At 46.4% G+C, this 18,254-nt stretch carries 16 protein-coding genes and 1 tRNA gene; 9 read left to right on the forward strand and 8 right to left on the reverse strand.

Annotated elements, in window-relative coordinates; translation table 11 throughout:
- Positions 1 to 22: 22 nt before the first annotated feature.
- The gene (locus G8759_RS02980; protein ID WP_162385911.1) at positions 23 to 403 is read right to left on the reverse strand and encodes a BlaI/MecI/CopY family transcriptional regulator; all 381 of its coding nucleotides are present in this window, start codon (positions 401 to 403) and stop codon (positions 23 to 25) included.
- 253 nt (positions 404 to 656) lie between these two features.
- On the opposite strand from G8759_RS02980, the gene G8759_RS02985 reads away from it, so the two are divergent.
- The 8 genes from G8759_RS02985 (at position 657) to G8759_RS03020 (ending at position 9,625) form a co-directional block, all read left to right on the forward strand.
- Positions 657 to 2,405: a M3 family oligoendopeptidase gene (locus G8759_RS02985; protein WP_167205078.1), complete on the forward strand. Its 1,749-nt coding sequence runs from the start codon at positions 657 to 659 to the stop codon at positions 2,403 to 2,405.
- 96 nt (positions 2,406 to 2,501) lie between these two features.
- Positions 2,502 to 2,780 (forward strand): hypothetical protein, encoded by a 279-nt coding sequence (locus G8759_RS02990; RefSeq protein ID WP_162385909.1) that lies wholly within the window; start codon positions 2,502 to 2,504, stop codon positions 2,778 to 2,780.
- Between the two features lie 243 nt (positions 2,781 to 3,023).
- Entirely contained in the window at positions 3,024 to 4,097 is a 1,074-nt protein-coding gene (locus G8759_RS02995; protein ID WP_162385908.1) for an NAD-dependent epimerase/dehydratase family protein, read from the forward strand.
- A gap of 57 nt (positions 4,098 to 4,154) precedes the next feature.
- Positions 4,155 to 5,834, forward strand: coding sequence for a hypothetical protein (locus G8759_RS03000; RefSeq protein ID WP_167205080.1), 1,680 nt, complete (start codon positions 4,155 to 4,157; stop codon positions 5,832 to 5,834).
- 72 nt (positions 5,835 to 5,906) lie between these two features.
- Positions 5,907 to 6,839, forward strand: coding sequence for a glycoside hydrolase family protein (locus tag G8759_RS03005; RefSeq protein ID WP_167205082.1), 933 nt, complete (start codon positions 5,907 to 5,909; stop codon positions 6,837 to 6,839).
- 71 nt (positions 6,840 to 6,910) lie between these two features.
- Positions 6,911 to 7,735 carry a hypothetical protein gene (locus tag G8759_RS03010; RefSeq protein WP_167205084.1) on the forward strand — a complete coding sequence of 275 codons (825 nt, stop codon included), beginning with the start codon at positions 6,911 to 6,913 and terminating at the stop codon, positions 7,733 to 7,735.
- An 82-nt stretch (positions 7,736 to 7,817) separates the two neighbouring features.
- Complete coding sequence (locus G8759_RS03015; RefSeq protein ID WP_167205086.1) at positions 7,818 to 8,774, forward strand: glycosyltransferase family 2 protein; 957 nt, start codon at positions 7,818 to 7,820, stop codon at positions 8,772 to 8,774.
- Positions 8,775 to 8,854: 80 nt separating this feature from the next.
- Positions 8,855 to 9,625 (forward strand): glycosyltransferase family 2 protein, encoded by a 771-nt coding sequence (locus tag G8759_RS03020; RefSeq protein WP_167205088.1) that lies wholly within the window; start codon positions 8,855 to 8,857, stop codon positions 9,623 to 9,625.
- A gap of 54 nt (positions 9,626 to 9,679) precedes the next feature.
- Here the strand turns inward: G8759_RS03020 and G8759_RS03025 are convergent, their stop codons facing one another.
- Positions 9,680 to 10,126: a hypothetical protein gene (locus G8759_RS03025; RefSeq protein ID WP_167205090.1), complete on the reverse strand. Its 447-nt coding sequence runs from the start codon at positions 10,124 to 10,126 to the stop codon at positions 9,680 to 9,682.
- Between the two features lie 52 nt (positions 10,127 to 10,178).
- On the opposite strand from G8759_RS03025, the gene G8759_RS03030 reads away from it, so the two are divergent.
- Positions 10,179 to 11,150: a YheT family hydrolase gene (locus G8759_RS03030; protein ID WP_167205092.1), complete on the forward strand. Its 972-nt coding sequence runs from the start codon at positions 10,179 to 10,181 to the stop codon at positions 11,148 to 11,150.
- Positions 11,151 to 11,295: 145 nt separating this feature from the next.
- On the opposite strand, the gene G8759_RS03035 is transcribed toward G8759_RS03030, so the two are convergent.
- The 6 genes from G8759_RS03035 to G8759_RS03060 form a co-directional block, all read right to left on the reverse strand.
- Positions 11,296 to 12,174, reverse strand: a complete 879-nt coding sequence (locus tag G8759_RS03035; protein WP_167205094.1) for a MerR family transcriptional regulator — start codon at positions 12,172 to 12,174, stop codon at positions 11,296 to 11,298.
- 188 nt (positions 12,175 to 12,362) lie between these two features.
- The gene (locus G8759_RS03040) at positions 12,363 to 13,010 is read right to left on the reverse strand and encodes a carotenoid biosynthesis protein (protein WP_232074110.1); all 648 of its coding nucleotides are present in this window, start codon (positions 13,008 to 13,010) and stop codon (positions 12,363 to 12,365) included.
- Positions 13,011 to 13,095: 85 nt separating this feature from the next.
- Positions 13,096 to 13,171, reverse strand: a tRNA-His gene (locus G8759_RS03045).
- Between the two features lie 95 nt (positions 13,172 to 13,266).
- Positions 13,267 to 13,881 (reverse strand): superoxide dismutase, encoded by a 615-nt coding sequence (locus tag G8759_RS03050; RefSeq protein ID WP_167205098.1) that lies wholly within the window; start codon positions 13,879 to 13,881, stop codon positions 13,267 to 13,269.
- Positions 13,882 to 13,939: 58 nt separating this feature from the next.
- Positions 13,940 to 14,377 carry a nucleoside deaminase gene (locus G8759_RS03055; protein WP_167205100.1) on the reverse strand — a complete coding sequence of 146 codons (438 nt, stop codon included), beginning with the start codon at positions 14,375 to 14,377 and terminating at the stop codon, positions 13,940 to 13,942.
- Between the two features lie 114 nt (positions 14,378 to 14,491).
- Positions 14,492 to 18,160, reverse strand: coding sequence for an Ig-like domain-containing protein (locus G8759_RS03060; protein WP_167205102.1), 3,669 nt, complete (start codon positions 18,158 to 18,160; stop codon positions 14,492 to 14,494).
- Positions 18,161 to 18,254: the final 94 nt, after the last annotated feature.

The raw sequence follows: 18,254 nt of genomic DNA on the forward strand, positions 1-18,254 counted from the left end.
TTTGTTAATCAGTTAAATCCAATCAATCCCGATTCAAATCATTAAGTAATTTTTTAATTTCATCCAGCTCCTCGCGCGATGTCTTGTGCTGGCCCAATACCTGCATGACGAGTTTGGAGGCCGATCCGCGAAATGCAGTTTCAACAAAGCGATTGACAAGCCCCCGCTGTGTATCTTCTTCACTGACTGCCGCCGAATAGGTGTGTGATCGGTTCGGTCGGCGGTCGGGTTCTTCTTCGCGGCTTAATAAACCTTTCTCATACATAATCTGCATGAGTTTGAGAGCGGTTGTATAGCCAATATCACGGCTCTGACTCAAATGCTCGTGAACCTGACGAACAGTGCTCGGACCACTGGCCCAGAGTACATGCAGGATTTCCAGTTCAGCATCAGTTGGCTTCATAAAGTGTCTACGAATAGTTTCGTAGCAAACATATACGAAGCTTTTCGTAGTTGCAAGTAAATGAACAAAAAAGTTTTACAATTGCTTAATTTTAGGGCATTCGCTCAGACGCGAGCCACCATTATCAGGAGCAGAATTAGTAACGGCGGCACGCTTCGCAGCGAATGCCCTAAATTTGTAATGGGACAAGAAAGTCCCTTGCTTTGCCAAACGTAAACGATAGACCCTAACGGCCTTCTGGCCGAATTACTGTATGACCCCAAACGAAACCTTGCCGATTCCAACTCGTCCAGCGCGTAATTTCATGGGCGAAGACCGCTTTAATGATAAAACAGATCTGAAGAGCTGGGACGACGTAAAGCCATTTTATGATGAACTGCTGAACCGGCCTATCGAAAATACTGGCGATCTGAAGCAGTGGCTGCTCGATCGGAGTGAGTTAGAATCGTATTTGTCCGAAAATTTTGCGTGGCGTTATATTCAGATGACCTGCGATACGGCTAATGAAGAACTAGTGAACCGACTCAACTTCTTTATAGCTGAAATTCAGCCCCCTATGACGGCCTATGGAAATGATCTTGACATCAAAACCATTAACAGTCCGTATTTGAGCCAACTGACTGATGACGGGTATTCCGTAATGGTACGTGGCATGAAAAAAGCCATTGAAATCTTTCGGGATGAAAATATTCCGCTTCAAACGGAGATTCAGACCGAAGAGCGGAAATATGGCGCCATTGCCGGCGCTATGACCGTTGTCATCGATGGACGTGAAATGACGCTGCCGGAAGCCAGTGATCTGCTTCAGGTGACTGATCGGGCCGTTCGGGAGAATGCTTGGCGTACGATTTGGGAACGACGCTATCAGGATCATGATGCCCTTGACCAGCTTTTCGACCGGCTCCGTGATCTACGCCATCAGGTAGCGGTTAATGCCGGATTTGCCAATTTTCGTGACTTTTCGTTTGCAGCCCTGGGCCGATTCGACTATTCGCCCCAGGATTGCTTTAATTTTCATGAGTCAGTCGCTGATGCGGTTGTGCCACTTTTGGATCGATTGGCTCAAGAACGGAAACAGCGGCTCCAGGTTAACCCACTGCGTCCGTGGGATACAAAAGTAGATGTAGAAGGTCGTGCACCACTAAAACCATTTGAAACGGGTGCTGAGCTGCTCGAAAAAACAATTACCTGTTTTGATCGGCTCGATCGGTCGCTGGGCGACGATTTGCGTATTATGCGGGCAATGGGCCACCTCGATCTGGAGTCGAGGAAGGGAAAAGCGCCTGGCGGCTATAATTATCCCCTCGAAGAAATCGGTGTGCCGTTTATTTTCATGAACGCAACATCGAGCCTACGCGATCTGGTTACTATGGTTCACGAGGGAGGGCACGCCGTTCATTCATTTCTTACCCGTGAATTGCCGCTGAAAGCTTTCCGAAATCCGCCAATGGAAGTAGCTGAACTGGCATCTATGAGCATGGAACTACTGTCAATGGATCATTGGGACGTGTTCTTTACGAATCCGGATGAATTGCGACGTGCTAAACTCCAGCATCTCGAATCCATTATCGAGACATTGCCCTGGGTAGCGACAATCGATAAATTTCAGCACTGGATTTACGAAAATCCAACCCATACTACTGCGGACCGGCGCGAAAACTGGCTGACGATTTACGAAAAATTTGCCGATAATGTTGTTGATTGGTCAGGTCTTGAGAAGCTGAAAGAATATGTATGGCAGCGCCAACTGCATTTATACGAAGTCCCGTTTTATTACATCGAATATGGTATCGCTCAGTTGGGGGCCATTGGTGTCTGGCGGAACTACCGGCGCGACCCAGAAGCGGGTTTGGCGGGCTATAAAAATGCATTAAGCCTGGGTTATAAAGCACCCATTCGCGAGATCTACGCAGCCGCTAATGTACCTTTCGATTTCTCTCGTGAGCACATTCGGGAGTTGATGGAATTTGTCTGGGAAGAGATCGAGACGCTCAAGAAGTAAGGAATTGAGAGAAAATTGGTAAAAATCTAACGACGAACAGCCTACGACTAACGACTCTTTCGTAAGTTTGCAGAATCAATTCGTAATCAAGTGGCTATGAAACGCGTATTCAGTGCAGGATTAATGGTAGCAACCGTGCTGTCGCTGGCATCCTGTGACTATCAGAAAAATAACACGATCCGTCAGGCCGATTACCGGGCAGGCGATTTCCGGAGTAATTATCGTGCTGGTGATCCTGAAGTATACGGAACCGGTAAGGATTCGGCCGCTGTGCAGACGAAATACAAGTATACCCCAAACCCGGAACTGGAGCAGCGGACCCAGAAAATCCGTGAGAAACTATTCGGCGCGGGTGCTAATAGCCAGGGAGCCTAATTCATCAGTAAATAGTACCCTCAGGCAATAAAAGCTGCTAGAACGTGAACTTAGTCGCAACTAGCTGAGTGTTTCTATATAATCTGTACTCAAAAGCGACGCATCGGTCAACCTAACCGATGCGTCGCTTTTGAGTATAAGGCATAGTACTATCTATTTTTTTTGCGTTACTTTGTCCGATTGAAATACAGAAGTTTATAGTACTTTTTGAATAAGTAAATCGCCACAAACAGCATAGACGCTATGAATATTGCATTAGTAACAGGCTCGGCTGGACTCATCGGTAGCGAGGCCGTTGCCTTTTTTGCCGATAAATTCGACCTGATCATCGGTATCGATAATAACATGCGCCAGTACTTCTTCGGAGCCGATGGATCGACCGAGTGGAACCGGAATCGCCTGTCTGATACCTACGCTTCCTATAAACATTACACCGCCGATATCCGCGAAGTATCTCAATTGGAGCCTATTTTTCGCGAATATGGCACCGACATTAAATTAGTATTGCACACGGCAGCTCAGCCATCCCATGACTGGGCCGCTCGCGAACCCTTCACCGATTTCGGGGTTAATGCCGTTGGTACACTCAACATGCTTGAGATGACCCGCTTACATAGCCCGGAGGCTGTATTTATCTTTACCTCGACCAATAAAGTCTATGGCGATAACCCCAACTTCCTGCCTCTGATCGAGACCGAAACACGTTGGGAAATTGACCACAGCCATCCTTATTTTGAGAATGGAATCGACGAATACATGAGTCTTGACCACACCAAACACTCCGTTTTTGGTGCTTCTAAAGTGGCGGCTGACATTATGGTGCAGGAATATGGTCGCTATTTTGGGATGAATACAGGCGTTTTCCGGGGTGGTTGCCTGACGGGACCTAACCATTCAGGCGCTCAGTTGCACGGCTTCTTATCCTACCTGATGAAGTGTGCCATTACCGGGAATCAATACACCATATTCGGTTATAAAGGCAAGCAGGTTCGTGATAACATTCATAGCTGGGATCTGGTGAATATGTTCTGGCATTTTTATCAGAATCCGCGTCCAGGCGAAGTATATAACGCAGGTGGAGGCCGTTATGCAAACTGTTCGATGCTGGAAGCCATTGCGTTGTGTGAGCAGATCTCGGGCAACAAGATGAATTATCAGTATTCGGAGACCAACCGCAGTGGCGATCATATCTGGTACATTTCGGATCTAACCAAATTCAAGGAACATTATCCGGGCTGGAACTGGACATATGATTTGAAAGAAACGATGGTGCAGATTCACGACAGCATGGCTGCCCGGTTATCGGTCCTGAAATAATATTTTTTTGTACGAAAAATGCCAGTGTATTCGACTGGCATTTTTCGTAGTACGTCCATGCCGCATTTCGATACCTACCCGACATTATACTGGTTTCCTGTTTATGCCCTCTGTTGGGTGCTGATCTGGGTGGCTACCCGACATCAGATTAACCAACGGCTATTCGTTGCCTTAGCATTGCTAATGCTATTTCTGCTTCGGTTACCCAGTATTGTATTCGACTACGAAATCAATCCTGACGAGAGCCAGATGATCACGCAGGCGCTTACGCTGCGGCATGATCCGGTCTATTTTCGGTCGGTAGATGGTACGACAGGAGGCCCGCTGGATAGCTATTTTCTTATTTTACCAAGTTTTCTGGGTTTGCCGTTCGACTACATTACGGCTCACCTGACCGCATACGCCTTAATTGCGGTATGTCTGTGGTTACTGTTTAAAACTGCAAAATTATGGTTTAGCGAGAAGGCAGCCCGACTGGCTTTGTTGCCATTCGTATTCATGCTTGGATTAACCCAGAATGGCGACTTCTTACATTACAATAGTGAGCTCATAGCCCTACTATTGCTAAGCTGGAGTTATTACCTCTATGCTACTCAACTGACGCAAAGAGTACCATCATTGTTTCGGATTAGCCTGATTGGTTTGTTGCTGGGAATGGTTCCTTTCGGGAAACTCCAAGCCGTTCCTCTTGCGGCCGTAGTCGGTCTATTTGTGGGTATCGACGTGTTGATACGCAGGAGTCTGAGCATTCCGGCTAAGATTGGGCGTCTTGCTGTGCTAGGGGCAGCCGGAGTCGCATTCCCAGTCCTGGTCATTATTCTGACTCGACTAAACGGCGTCTACGATGATTTCATAACGTTCTACATTGTGGGAAACTTCCGCTATGCAGGCAACACGAATCAGTGGCAAAGCCTGATGCGGTTACCCGACTTTTTTCAGAAGGGAAGCGAATTTGACTGGCTTGTTAAGTTTGTGGCCTTAATAGGGATAGGGGGCCTGGTGATGGCCTTTCGACGGAAGGTGCAGTTGAGTATAAATTCTATTCAAATAGGTGGTTTCGTTGGTTTATTATTGTTGGCAACACTGTTTGCCATCACCCGAACGGGCTCCGAATATGTACATTATCTGTATTTCTTAACCGGACCGCTGCTATTCATTCTGGCTTTTGGCTGGCAGCAGCTTCCTGTTGTTGAGCGTACCGGCCTATGGGTTGCCATGATTTCTACCGGGGTTTTCCTGCTTTTATTTGGCGTACAGACCGGCCAGAGGTTTTTGCAAAAAGTGCCCGTAAATCCCTATTCTTCTGAAAACCAGGCTGGTTGGGCCGTACAGCAATCACCGGTAGCCAAAGAAGTGTTGAAATATGCCCGTCCCGGCGAAAAACTGGCCGTTTGGGGATGGCGTTGTGATTATTACATTCAGACGCAAATGCCACAGGGAGTGGCCGAAAATCATACCATCCGGAGTGCGTTCAACCATCCGATGCTAGCCGACTATCAAAAACGATATGTCAGCGATTTTAAGCGTTCGGTTCCGCCGGTGTTTGTTGATGCGGTTGGTAGCCAGAACCTTTGGATGAATGACCGCAAAACACAGGGGCACGAACTTATTAAGCCACTCGGGCAATTTGTTAATGCGCACTACAAATACGTAGGGCTCGTTAATGACACCCGGATTTACATCCGTAATGACCGGATTAAGGGCTTATCCTCTGATAGTCAGCCGGAATCTCACTAAAATAATTCATATTTTTGAGCTATGTTCGTACTGAGCCAAGCCCAAAACTGATCAGTCAAAAACAGTTTTTTTATGTGGACAAAACAAGGACTCATTTATAAACCCGATGGTTCTCAAGCATTCAGCCGAACGCACGCTCAGGTGCCTTTTGGTTATCCTATGGCTGACAAATTACGTGTCTATTTTTCCACACGTGACGAAAATATAGCGTCCGCTGTATCATTTGTTGAGCTAAATCCCAATAATTTATCCGAAGTAACGTATATTCATAATAAGCCCTGCTTAACAAAAGGTGCCGTTGGCATGTTTGATGAAACAGGCACGATGCCTTCCTGGTTTTTGCCCGTAGATGACGAAATCTGGCTGTATTATACAGGATGGAATAAGAGCGAAACTGCGAGCTATCGCCTGGGTATAGGTCTGGCTATCAGTCGCGATGGTGGTCTGACATTCCAGCGAAAATACGATGGGCCTTTACTTGACCGTTCTATTTACGATCAGGTATGGGCCGCCCAACCCTGTGTAATCCGTGAAGGTGACCGATGGCGGATGTGGTATCTTTCCTGTACCAAAATTGAGGTTATCAACGGTCACCCTGAACCATTTTATGATGTAAAGTACGCCGAGTCGACGGATGGTATCAAGTGGGAGCGCACAGGACAGGTGTGCGTTGGCTACGACGAGTTTACAGATGCGATCGGGCGTCCGACGGTTTACAAAGACGGAAATTTGTACAAAATGTATTTTTCGTACCGAAACGCGACCAATTACCGTACCGATGTGCAGCGTAGTTACCGTATCGGTTATGCCGAATCCAGCGACGGTATTACGTGGGAACGTAAGGATGAACGGGCAGGTATTGAACGTTCTGCAGAGGGCTGGGATTCACTTATGATGGATTATTGCCATATTTTTCCACATCGTGACCAATGGGTTATGTTGTATAATGGTAATGGCTTTGGTGCATCAGGATTTGGGTATGCAACTCAGCCTACCACATACTAAATCGTATGTAATGCATTTGGATTTTAGGTAGATTGCGAGCTATTTTGTATTGAATTCACACGTATGCAACCATGAAAGAAGCAGCAAAATATTTAATTAAAGTGGACGCCGAATTCAGAGATGGCCAAATCGTTCCTGAAATTTCTTATGATGATGTGATGCGATTGGTAAATGAGCCGAACATTGTCATTGTCAAAACCGGCATTCCCGCTGAACTATTGACCAAGGTTATTGAGGGTACCCGCCAATGGGCCGCTCAAACACCTTTGGCAGAAGGACCAGATACGTTTGACAATAACCAGCATAAACAACGGCTACACATTGCCAAGATCCAACAGGCTCCCCAGTTATTTCACGACCATACATTCGACGCTATTGTAGAGCTGGAGTCAACATTCAAGCAAACGCTACTGAGTGTTTTTGACCCAATGCGTAATTTCTGGAATAGCCTGACCGGAAACGAGGAAGCCTTCGGTATTCGCAAAGGCGAACCGTATTTTCACCCACAAGTGACTCATTATCCGTTAGGAGGCAGTTTCTTTGGGCGACACTGGCATCCGCTTAACCCGCAAAAAGTAGGTATGATCCTGGCCCTGAATCAATACGGCAAAGATTATACATCTGGTGGAACCGGTTATGTGATCAACAACCATATTGTTGAAACAGAAGGTTACCATGATCTTGGCGATATGATTCTATTCCGCTACGATCTGCCTCATTGGGTCAGTCCATCCAGTTTTGCCGATCGTTTTAACTGGGATGATCCAGCCGGACGTTGGGTATCTATTCTGCCGTTCTATGATCCTTGGGCAACACCAGCAGAAAAGAATGAGCCACAAGGCTGGAAAACCCAGATCCAATCGGCCAGAAACTCTCCTTCCAAGGCAACTGTTTAGTTTATGGTTTACGGTTTGTTACCAGGTGGTAGTAACCGCTCGCGCGATCCGCAGTAAACCGTAACCTGAAAACTTACTCTCTATGGTTAAAGTCAGTGTTCTGATTATTACTTACAATCAGCATAAATTTATTCGTGCCGCTATTGATAGTGCGCTCGCACAGCAGACGACATTTCCTATTGAAATTTTAGTTGGTGATGACTTCTCAACGGATGGGACACGGGAGATTATTCAGGAATACGAACGGAAGCATCCTGGCTTAATTATTGGTGTTTTGCACCCCTATAATATGGGGAAAAACGGAGGAATAAACTGTCTTGAAACACTGAAATTAGCTAAAGGTGAGTACTATGCCTTGATGGATGGGGACGATTATTGGACTGATCCACTCAAGCTTCAGAAACAGGCCGACTTACTGGACGCACATCCTGACTATTCGACGGTTTTTAATAACGCGCTCATTACGTACGAAGACGGATCGCCTTCCCATTTACTGAATGGCCCTGTTATGAAGCCATACTATACAATGGACGATCTGATTGGTGAAGACGAAATCTGGTTTATGGCTACCTCCAGCACCATGTTTCGGAACAACATTAAGGAATATCCTGCCTGGTTTCGGGAGTCGTCGAGTGGCGATATTCCAAGACTGATCCTGAAGGCTAAACTTGGGAAAATTGGTTATATTCCCGATGTGATGTCGGTTTATCGTAAAAACCGGGGAGGAGCCAGCTTTGCAGATAACTATGCTGATGAGACATTTCTGCGGAATCGTATCCAAATGTATAGCGATATTAACCGGGAACTGGATTATCGATACGACCGTGTTTTACGCCGGAACATTGCCCGGTATTACCGGATGATGCTCGATGCAAAACAGTATAAAAACAGTTATTTTCGTCGTGCTCAACTGGCCTTGAAATATCTTTACTTAGGAAAACCCGACTGGCAAAAGACGAAAGATGTAATTCGGAATTATATTGTTCCTCAGCCGCTGGCAAAACTATACAGTACAATTCGGTTATTACCACATCGGTAAGTGCTGTTGACTGTAACTCAGCGATTATATAATACCGAAAATTAGCCATAAACATACGGGCTGAATCCGTAGCTATACTTATGAAATTAAGCGTTGTTATACCGGCTTATAACGAAGAAGAGTCGCTTCCTCCAACACTGCGTGCATTGTATCAAACGTTAGCCAAACATGGCATCCCGCACGAAATTTGTGTTACCAACGATAATTCGAAAGACGGAACGCTACGTGTCCTGGAGGAAATGGCGGCTACTGAAATTCCAACACTAGTGCCATTCACAAATCCAGGCCCCAACGGCTTCGGTTATGCGGTTCGGTATGGTCTCGAACGGTTTTCGGGCGATTGTGTCGCCGTTTTCATGGCCGATATGTCCGATGACCCGGAGGATCTGGTGAAGTTTTATAACAAAATGCTCGAAACCAACGTCGATGCTGTATTCGGTTCGCGTTGGGGTAAAGGCGGAAAAGTAATTGATTATCCACCACTTAAGAAGTTCATTAATCGTGTTGCCAACTTCATTGTAAAGATGGTGATGGGAATCAAGTACAACGATACGACTAACGCGTTTAAACTGTATAAGCGCGAGACCATAGAGGGTATAAAGCCATTTCTGGCCCCTCATTTTAACCTAACCGTTGAACTTCCACTCAAGGCTATGGTGCGAGGCTACAGCTATGCTGTTGTGCCTAATAGCTGGACAAACCGGAAATACGGCGAATCAAAATTGAAGATCAAAGAGATGGGTAGCCGCTACTTCTTCATTCTGATGTATTGCCTGATCGAAAAATATTTCTCCCGTGGCGATTTCAATAAGAAACCCGCTACGCCAGTCGCGCAGACAGTTAGCCGGTAGCCGATTGATTGTTTACTGATTACACCCGATAAGCCAACCAGTGAATTGGTTGGCTTATCGTATAAATAGGCCCTTCAATCCTGGAATCTGGTATACGGCCAGTGTTTGAATAATGGCCCATAAAATACCACTAATAAGCATGTAGAGGAGAAGTTGTCCGCGCCCCACGCGAAAAGAGACTGCCAGTGCTGTTCCGCCGATGGGAGTTAGAATCAAAGGCGTTAATAGGGCGATACCCATTAAGCCAAAGCGTTTCCAGATTCGAATGGCAAAGCGTGTTCGGCGGGTGAATAGTTTGGGTCGCTGTTTGCGGTAACGGTCCACAAGTGCCTGGATGGCAGCTCCCGCATACGTGATCACTATAACGCTGAGCATCATACCAAAGGTGGTACAAATAGACGTTTCAAGCCAGGATAGCCCCAGTGTCGCGCCAGTTAATGGCCCGCCAATGAATTTGATGGTGCTGGCAATAATGACCGAAACGTATTTGGCAAGGTGCATAAAAAGAAAGCTGTCTTGAAACAACGTCTTAAAAGTAGCTGTTGTTTATAATATGCCACTGCTAAATTCGTCTTATTCCGGAGCACCCGCTTATCTGTACAATGGCCATCTGCAAACGATTGTCCCAAGCCTGACCCGTAGAGTGACCGGCGTTACCTACGAGCGCGAACGGCTGACCCTTTCTGACGGCGATTTTCTTGATCTTGACTGGATTGTTACTGGGAAAAAACGATTGGTTATTCTAACCCATGGTCTGGAAGGAGATAGCCAGCGGCAATATATTCTTGGGGCAGCCCGATTGTTTTCAACAAACGGTTTCGATGTGCTGGCCTGGAACTGTCGTTCGTGTAGTGGCGAAATGAACCGTGCTTTCCGGCTTTACAATCACGGTGAAATCGGAGATATTGCCGAAGTTGTCGAACATGCATTACAGACTAAATCGTATGAAGAAATTGTGCTTGTTGGCTACAGCATGGGTGGAAATATTACCTTGAAATACCTCGGTGTTCATGGGAAAAAGCTCCCACCTGTTGTTAAACGGGGCATTGCTATATCATCCCCTACCGATCTGGGGGCTAGTGCTTTGTTGCTCGACCGACCGTCGAATCGATTTTACCGGAACCGATTTATGAAAAAGCTCATTACTAAGCTGAACCAGAAAGCAGATCGATTCCCAGGCCGATTGGATATGGCGAAATTACATCAGGTTAAACGCTGGCGTGATTTTGATGACTTTTTCTCTGCCCCTGTTAATGGCTATCAAGACGCCAGCGACTTTTATAACCAGGCTTCCGCTGTTAATTTTATGCCAGATATCGTTGTGCCAACATTAGTATTGAATGCGCAAAACGACCCGCTGTTATCGCCCGAATGTTCGCCGGGATGGCTGGCAGAGAAACATCCGTTCGTATTTCTTGAAACACCTAAAACGGGCGGTCACGTTGGTTTTCTTGTTTTGCGCGATCCGTATACGTATGCTGAACGGCGAGCACTGGCTTTTGCACAGGGATTTATCAGCCGATAAAGCACTGAAAGCATTTACGCCAATAAGGCCTAATTCGGATTAGCCTAACTGAAACCAAATCGCAGTATTTAGCGATATAATTGTTGGCAATTTGCTGATATAGAGGAAATTATTGGGTAAAAGTGTTGAGCCGCAGCCATTGGCGTTACGTACTGGCAATACGAATCAGATCTTCAATTTGGTTAATAATGGTCGCATTTTCAGGAATATCGATGTCCTGCCCGACTACCTGATAGCCGGTCATGAGCAGGTGAGCATCTGGAAATGTTTTAACCAAACGGTTAACATACGGCTGAACCTCATGATTAGCAGGTACGGAGGTTAAGGCAGTAAAAATGTAGTCGGGCTTATGGAGATTGTAGGCAAAGACTAATTCGTTGAAGGGTAGGCTTTGCCCTAAATAAATTACTTTGTTAAATCGAGCCCGGATAATATAGTTGCCAAACAGTAAACTGATTTCGTGAAGCTCACCTTCCGGCAAAAAGAGCATGTATTTTTTACCGTCGGGCCGTTGCTTACTTACCTGACCATCAATGGCAACGATAATTTTCTGCCGAATCAGGTTTGTAATAAAATGTTCCTGCGCCGGGCCAATCGAGCCAGTTACCCAAAGTGTACCGATCCGGCCCAAAAACGGATAGATAATATGGATCATCGTGTTCTCGAAACCGAATTGCAAAATGTTGGTACTGATAATTTTTTCGAAACGGTCCTCATCCAGATCGATCATCGAGATCGTGAGCGCATGAATCTGGTCGGGGTAACTAAGTTGACGATCCGAGATTTTGACCACTTCGCGGTACATCTCTTCTACCGACAACTTTGAAATTTCAGAAATTTTATAGCCGTGATCTTTTAGTAATGAAATGTTCAGGACGAGCTTAAGGTCCTGATCGTCGTAGGTCCGGATATTGGTATCCGTCCGTTTGGGCGTAATAATATTGTAACGCTGTTCCCAGATCCGCAGTGTATGGGCTTTTATGCCCGACAGTTGCTCTAAATCTTTGATGGAGTAACTACTCATGGAACAAGTTTTTACGAATTAATAGGGTTATGCTACTAATACCTATGAAAAGTTCTAGTAAGCGTTTTGGCTTAAATTAACCTCTAAAATACTAGTAGTTTGTCGCTAAACAAATACAGGCTAACACGCCCACCGCACCATCACTGTATTTGTAAAACAATAAAATTTGATTTTTGTTTAACACTATACTAGAAAAAGATAAACAAGAATTGTCCAATGAAGAATATAAACTGAAGTATAAGAAGCCATTTCGCCAGGCGATTTTCTTTATCGAAAGGTAATGCATACCACAAAGTGAATAATACCACCGATATAAGCCACCAGCTAATGTAATTCTGTAAAGGCACTGGTTTGTCGAACCAGGTCCAGAAATTTAACTGAACGGCTACCGGTTCGATAAATAGATCCAATACAACCATCAGTGTAGCGGCTGCCAGAATTTTAAGCCAGGTCGGAAGAGAAAGCTGATTACAGACTGATCCGCAGCAGTAAGAGAGAATTAGCCAGTTGATACCAATTACAGGAGGAACCGCCCATACTTTGGCACCCAGCCCCCATCCGTAGGCATAATGGCCAAAAATACTACCTGTGTGAACGCCAATTACTTCAATAAAATAACCGATTGCTAACGTGAGGATAAGATATAGGTAGAAAGCAGGACGCCAATCGGTATGGTAGACGAGTAAAACAACCAGCGAGCAAGCGAGTGTAACCGGACTTAAAGGCCGGAAGTAATGAGCCAGTGCAGGTAATTGCATACCGATAATGCCTGCTATATAAGCCAGTATCAACACCGTTCGAACAGTTTGGTGATATCGGGTTGTTATGGCGAGCATCAGTGACATTAACGGATAATAACCTGTATGAACACGGCCTGGTTCATAAAAAAAGCCCCCCGAATTTTCGGGGGGCTTTTGTGAAGGGTGAAAGACGGGGCTCGAACCCGCGACCTTCGGAACCACAATCCGACGCTCTAACCAACTGAGCTACAATCACCATTTTTGAGAGTGCAAATATAGAACTTAATGCTGAATGATGAACGATGAACGACGTTTTTTTTTGTAATTCATCAGCCATCATTCAGCATTGAGATTACGCTTGTTTGCCCTGCTGGTAGCGTTTTTCAGCCGCATTCCAGTCGACTACGTTAAAATAAGCCGCAATATATTCGGGCCGGCGGTTTTGATACTTAAGGTAATAAGCATGCTCCCATACATCAAGACCAACGATAGGGAATCCTTTTACGTCGGCAATATCCATCAGTGGATTATCCTGATTTGGCGTTGAGGTAATGGCCAGCTGACCTTCCGGCGTCACTATAAGCCATGCCCAGCCTGAGCCAAAACGAGTGGTAGCGGCTTTGGTAAATTCTTCTTTAAACGCGTCGTAAGAACCAAATTTCTGATTGATAGCCTCAGCCAGATCGCCGGTTGGCTGGCCACCACCACTGCCAGAAATAGTGTTCCAGAACAACGTATGATTATAGTGCCCGCCACCGTTGTTGCGCACGGCTACGGGAGCCTGGCTTACGGTTTGGAGCAATTCTTCGATCGATTTATTTTCCAGCTCTGTCCCGGCGATAGCGTTGTTCAGATTCGTAACATAGGCATTATGATGCTTATCATGGTGGATTTCCATGGTTTGCTTGTCTATGTTTGGTTCAAGCGAATCGCTGGGGTAGGGTAGTGGGTCTAATACAAAAGCCATTGGACTAAAGAGTTAAAATGGATGTTCTTTACGGTTGGAGTAACACGACTCCCTTGGTTTATGTTCTTAAGCGTCGAAAAAACTTAGTCAATAAATCCTGGCTTTCGCTGGCGAGAATACCTGTTTCGAGACGAGTTTTAGGGTGAAGTAACGAAGTCTCAATACGGCTATACCCTCGTTTAGGGTCCGGAGCGCCGATAACAAGCCGCCCAAGTTGTGTCCAGAATAAGGCTCCTGCGCACATAACGCAGGGTTCCAGTGTAACATAGAGTGTACAATCGGTAAGGTATTTTCCGCCAAGATATTGCGTTGCGGCCGTTATGGCAAGCATTTCAGCATGAGCTGTAACGTCCTTAAACTGCTCCGTCTGATTACGACCTTTTCCTATAATCCGGTTTCGGCAAACCACAACAGCTCCAACAGGAATTTCGCCTTCTTCGGCTGCCTCTTCAGCCAGGTTCAGTGCAATTTCCATGAAGTAGTCGTCGGAAAACATCAATTTGTAATTAAGTAATTGAGTAATCAAGTTAAACGACAATTGGAGAATACCTGGTAGGTGGCTTTTTGAATCACCCAGTTTGCAAATTACCGCTTTACCTCAATTACTCATTCATTGTTTAAGTACCTTTCGGACTGATTGCCGGTCACCGATCTGAATACGAAGCAGATAGACTCCCGCTGGTTGGCTACTGAGATCAAGTTCCGTTTGTCGGGATCGGGTAGTCAATTGATGGATAGGTCGACCTCGCAGATCCGTGAGTGAGAGCTCTGCCGGATCCCGCGTCAATGATACATCAATGTCTATAGTTAATGTCGTTGCTGTAGGGACTGGATATACGCGAACCAATGGGTCAAGAGAGGTATCTTCAACACCCAGTACGGTCTGTACTAAAATTGTTGCCGTACCCGACATGGTCCCTGCTCCACAGGTATTGCTCACATTATTGATTTTATAAGTTGTCGTTCGGGCGGGCCTCACTTCCGCAATATATGGATTCGTTGTTGTGGTTGCCGAGAATGAACGGACACTATCTGCATAGGTTACTGTCCAGGGGCCGTCACCACCAAAGCTGATGGTTAAGTTGGCAGGCGTACCTGCATTTATGGTCTGATTGCCCGTTAATGTAGCAGTTGGTTTCGATCGAACCGTTATCGTTGTAGGGCTATTTGTTCCCAGAATCCCAATATCCGGATTCGATCCTTTTACACGAACATAATACTGACCGCTGGCCAATGTAGCCGATAGGGCGGAAGTAACAGGGCTAGTGGCACTGCTTGTAGGAAGTTCGAATTTTTTGCTTGTATCAGCCACACTGATCAACTCGGCCCGGAATATATTCCCACTGGTAAAGGAACCAATCGTTGTAAACGGCACGTTCAGTGCTGAACCAGCGCACAAGGTGTTATTATTGATGGCACTGGTGGTAATGGTTGGTGCCTGAACGAGTACGATAGCAGTGGCTGGGTTACCGGGTAAACCGACACCGCAACTGTTAGTAACAGCATTGACCTGATAGGTTGTATTGCCTCGTGGCAAGACCGAAATAGTTGTATCGGTGGAGTTTGATATGCCTGAGTTACCTCCCGTCAGGGTATAACTAAAAGGTGGATTCCCCGTGAATTTTAATCGAAGGGGTGTTTTCTGTCCTAAATTAATGCTGGCAGATCCGGTTAGCGATAAAGTCGGTATCGTATTGACAATGACCTTGACAATGGAGCGACCGCTATAACAGCCATTATTTATCTGATAAACATAATAAATATCACCACCTGGCTCTACATTAACATTCAGCGTTGGCGGAACAGGGTTGCTTGTTGTTTCCCGTCCATAAGGGTCAACCCACCGCAACGTGCTGCCTGGCTCTCCAACAGCCTCCAGCGGGGCTGCTTTTTCGTCAAGACAGTATGACACTACGGGTTTTGGAACGGTTGGAGCAGGCGTTGTCCGTACTGATACCTGAATCGTGGCCTTGCTGCTTTCACAGTTGTCAACTGTTTGAGTTACCAGAAAACTGAATGTACCTGACTGCGTAACAGGAGGTGTAGGGGCACTTTGATACACATTCCCATCAGCATTATACCAGCGAAGGTTCTGACCATTTGCCGTTAACGGAGGAATCGCTTGAACAGGCTGATCTTTCTGCGCCTGACAGTAAGTTAGATTAGTTACACCGGGCAATGCAGGCAGTGGTTTGACACTGACGGTTAAGATGGCTTTACCACTTTCACAACCATTTACCGTTTGGGTTGCTTTAAAGGTTTGATCGCCCACATTATTGGTGGCAGGCGTAGGAATACCATTGATAAGCTTATCTGATGCGTCGTACCACTTAATATTCGTGCCATTTGCCGTTAGTTGTTGCGGCTGCACATTATTGCAGTAACTGACTGAACTTACTCCAGGAACGGAAGGTGTCGCTTTTACTGTCACCACTAAACTTGCCTTTGGACTTGGGCAGCCATCCAGACTCTGACTCACGTAATACGTTGTTTGCCCTGGCGTGCTGTTCTGCAACAACGGAGGTGTCTGCGACCCCGAGCTGCTGGCGGGATCATTGTACCAGCTGGCTGTTGCATTGGCAACAAAAGTGGCCGTTAAAGCCGGTACTGCCGAGTTTTGACAAAACTCAAGAGGAGCCGTGCCAGGTGCATTCGGTGCATCTTTTACGACCACCGGAATTACCGCCCGGTCGCTTTCACATCCATTAATGGTTTGTGTGACGTAATAATTTGCTGTACCGATAACAGTAGTATTCGGCACTGTTGCAATGGATGATGGCGTTCCTCCATCCGGGTTTGTGCCATACCAGCTCAGGCTTTGACCTGTAGCGGTTAATGAGTTTGGTTTGCTTCCTTCGCAATAAGGGCCAGCGGCTGCAACAATGGGTTTGCTCGGTACTGGATTTACTGTAGCGGTTAGGCTAGCTCTGGGGCCTTCGCAGCCATTAATACTCTGACTAACATAATAAACGGTCGAGCCAGTAACACTTGTAGAAGGTGTTGGTGCTGTGGCTGATGCCGTTCCACCCGTGGCGTTGGTGCCATACCAGTTTAAGGTGCCACCGGGCGTTGAGATAGCCGTTAAGGGATTTGCTACTCGGTTTTGGCAAAAAATAATCGGACTGGTAGTAATTGGAGCCGCTGGTTTTGGTTTTACCTGTACAGAAATAATGGCTCGTGGGCTTTCACAACCACCTACAGTTTGGCTTACGTAATAAAAAGTTGTTCCAGTCGTGCCGGTATTGGGTGTTGTTGGTGTCGAAGATGCGGCACCTCCGGCTGCACTGGTGCCATACCAGTTTAAGGTGCCATCGGCAGAAGCCGTTGCCGACAAAGGAGTTGCCGTTACACTCTGGCAGTATGTAAATGCTAAAGGAGCAGACGGCGTAGTTGGAGCAGGTTTTACGGTTACGACAATAGAGGCTCGGGGGCTCTCGCAACTGTTTATTATCTGACTGACGTAATAAGTCGCTGTAGCCTGACTACTTGGAACCGTTGGTGTTGTCGAAAAAGAGCCTCCGCTGGCGTTGGTTCCCCACCACCGCAAGGTAGCACCGGCTGAAGCGGTAGCCGTAAGTGCTGCTGATACTACACCCTGACAGATTGCTGCCGGAGCCGCCGTTTTGGGAGCTGCCAGACTACCACTGACCGTTACGACAAGCGAGGCTCGGCTACTTTCGCAGCCATTAAGGGTCTGGCTAACGTGGTAAGTTGTGGAACCCACTGCTGTAGTAATGGGTGTAGGTGCAAGCGATGAGGCATTGCCCCCAACAGGACCTGCATACCAATTTAACGTTGCGCCTGAAACAGCTGTGGCCGACAAGGGACCAGCTACTTCACCTACACAATACGATTTGTTACTAACCGTCGGCACATTGGGAATAGCCTGGATTGATAGTGTTTGTGTGTTTGTGCTGGTTCGGGCGGGTGTGCTGGAAATGACTCTGATTCTATAGTTTGCGCTGGCGGTTAATGTTTTAGGTATTGTTGACGTGATCGTAGCGGTTGTTGGTAGGACCGGCACCAGAGCGAGCGTTCCGATTGGAGTGGTTGTACCTGAAAATACACCGTTCGGATCGGAAATCTGGGCCGTAAATACATTGCCAATCAGGAATATGCCAGTAGTAGAAAATGAAACGGATAGAGTGCCGCCAGAACTTCCGCAGAGGGCACTTACAGACAACGCATTTGTCGTGATAGTCTGGGCAACACTACGGATTGTTGGCCCGGTAAGACACAAGCAAATGAAGAGATAGGAGTAAATTAAACGTCCCTTCATAGAATTATTGGAATAAGGCAGTTAAGGACTTAAAGTTAGGGAATTTGTATTGTTCGTATACGTGGCCATCAATCATAGCGTTTAGGAACTACCA

The organism is Spirosoma aureum (assembly GCF_011604685.1).
GTDB classification, from domain to species: domain Bacteria; phylum Bacteroidota; class Bacteroidia; order Cytophagales; family Spirosomataceae; genus Spirosoma; species Spirosoma aureum.

Bases quoted from the DNA above. Each gene is read 5' to 3' on its own strand.
- G8759_RS02980 (WP_162385911.1), bottom strand. From the start codon at position 403: ATGAAGCCAACTGATGCTGAACTGGAAATCCTGCATGTACTCTGGGCC.
- G8759_RS02985 (WP_167205078.1), top strand. From the start codon at position 657: ATGACCCCAAACGAAACCTTGCCGATTCCAACTCGTCCAGCGCGTAAT.
- G8759_RS02990 (WP_162385909.1), top strand. From the start codon at position 2,502: ATGAAACGCGTATTCAGTGCAGGATTAATGGTAGCAACCGTGCTGTCG.
- G8759_RS02995 (WP_162385908.1), top strand. From the start codon at position 3,024: ATGAATATTGCATTAGTAACAGGCTCGGCTGGACTCATCGGTAGCGAG.
- G8759_RS03000 (WP_167205080.1), top strand. From the start codon at position 4,155: ATGCCGCATTTCGATACCTACCCGACATTATACTGGTTTCCTGTTTAT.
- G8759_RS03005 (WP_167205082.1), top strand. From the start codon at position 5,907: ATGTGGACAAAACAAGGACTCATTTATAAACCCGATGGTTCTCAAGCA.
- G8759_RS03010 (WP_167205084.1), top strand. From the start codon at position 6,911: ATGAAAGAAGCAGCAAAATATTTAATTAAAGTGGACGCCGAATTCAGA.
- G8759_RS03015 (WP_167205086.1), top strand. From the start codon at position 7,818: ATGGTTAAAGTCAGTGTTCTGATTATTACTTACAATCAGCATAAATTT.
- G8759_RS03020 (WP_167205088.1), top strand. From the start codon at position 8,855: ATGAAATTAAGCGTTGTTATACCGGCTTATAACGAAGAAGAGTCGCTT.
- G8759_RS03025 (WP_167205090.1), bottom strand. From the start codon at position 10,126: ATGCACCTTGCCAAATACGTTTCGGTCATTATTGCCAGCACCATCAAA.
- G8759_RS03030 (WP_167205092.1), top strand. From the start codon at position 10,179: ATGCCACTGCTAAATTCGTCTTATTCCGGAGCACCCGCTTATCTGTAC.
- G8759_RS03035 (WP_167205094.1), bottom strand. From the start codon at position 12,174: ATGAGTAGTTACTCCATCAAAGATTTAGAGCAACTGTCGGGCATAAAA.
- G8759_RS03040 (WP_232074110.1), bottom strand. From the start codon at position 13,010: ATGCTCGCCATAACAACCCGATATCACCAAACTGTTCGAACGGTGTTG.
- G8759_RS03050 (WP_167205098.1), bottom strand. From the start codon at position 13,881: ATGGCTTTTGTATTAGACCCACTACCCTACCCCAGCGATTCGCTTGAA.
- G8759_RS03055 (WP_167205100.1), bottom strand. From the start codon at position 14,377: ATGTTTTCCGACGACTACTTCATGGAAATTGCACTGAACCTGGCTGAA.
- G8759_RS03060 (WP_167205102.1), bottom strand. From the start codon at position 18,160: ATGAAGGGACGTTTAATTTACTCCTATCTCTTCATTTGCTTGTGTCTT.